2 protein-coding genes are annotated in these 1,100 nt (G+C 41.0%); both read left to right on the forward strand.

Translation table 11 applies throughout. From position 1 onward, the window contains the following. The coding region (locus tag BCR24_RS11535; protein ID WP_069640676.1) for a helix-turn-helix domain-containing protein at window positions 1-552 on the forward strand (552 nt) is incomplete at its 5' end. Between the two features lie 41 nt (window positions 553-593). Then, window positions 594-1,100 (forward strand): IS3 family transposase (locus BCR24_RS11540; protein WP_141707057.1); only part of this gene is annotated, 507 nt, incomplete at its 3' end.

Consider the following 1,100-nt stretch of genomic DNA (forward strand, 5'->3'; position numbering starts at 1 on the left):
GCTAAATATGATTATGACTTTAAAAAATCAGTAGTTGAAGCGTATCAGAGGGGAGAAGGTGGGTATGTGGCTCTAGCTCGCCGATACGGTATTCCAGCTGATTCAACAGTAAGAAAATGGGTAAAGATTGTAGAAAAATTGGACTTTAATGCCTTAAACCGACGTAAAAATAAACAAACTTATTCTTCCCAATTCAAGCAAGATGTCATACACTATTATTTGACTAGCGGTGACTCTTACCTTAATGTCGCATTGAAATATGGATTGCCATCTGGAAATCTACTCCAACATTGGCACCAACTATTTCTGCGTGAAGGCATTGAAGGTCTCTTACCGAAACTGAAAGGAAGGCCTTCAATGACTAAGAAAAAGAAGAAACAAATACCAAAAAGGCCGTTAACGCGTGAACAAGAACTGGAACGAGAAAATGAACTGCTTCGTGCAGAACTGGCCTTCGTAAAAAAGCTCCGAGCTTTAGGTATGAATATCCCAGATCGACTCAAGAACGAGATGCACGAATCATCCACGAACTCCGAAAGGAGTTCCGATTAACGATTCTTCTTGAAGCGACAAAATTTCCTAAAGCGACATACATGTATTGGCAAAAGCGATTGAATCGTGGGAATCCAGATGCCAAGCTAGAGGAAACCATTCAAGAAATCTTCGAAGAAAACGATGGGAACTATGGGTATCGTCGGATTCAAATCGCCCTGAACGAACAGGGAGTAAAGGTAAATCAAAAGAAAATCCGTCGAATCATGCGTAAGCTTGGGCTGAAGAGCGTAAAGTTTACACGCAAATCACGTAAGTACAATTCCTACAAAGGGACTGTTGGACGAGTGGCAAAGAATCGGATTCACAGACGATTTGTTACCTCGGTTCCTCATCAAAAGATTACAACTGATACTTCTGAATTTAAGTATTATGAACAAGATACGAACGGAAAACCTGTCATCAAGAAGCTGTATTTAGACCCATTCCTAGATCTGTTTAACGGGGAAATTCTGTCCTATCGAATATCAGAAAAACCAAATGCAAAGGCCGTTCTTGATGCTCAAAAAGAAGCCATAGAACAAACCGCGGACTGCCCCTATCGTCGG

This window comes from Enterococcus ureilyticus, assembly GCF_001730315.1.
GTDB lineage: Bacteria > Bacillota > Bacilli > Lactobacillales > Enterococcaceae > Enterococcus_L > Enterococcus_L ureilyticus.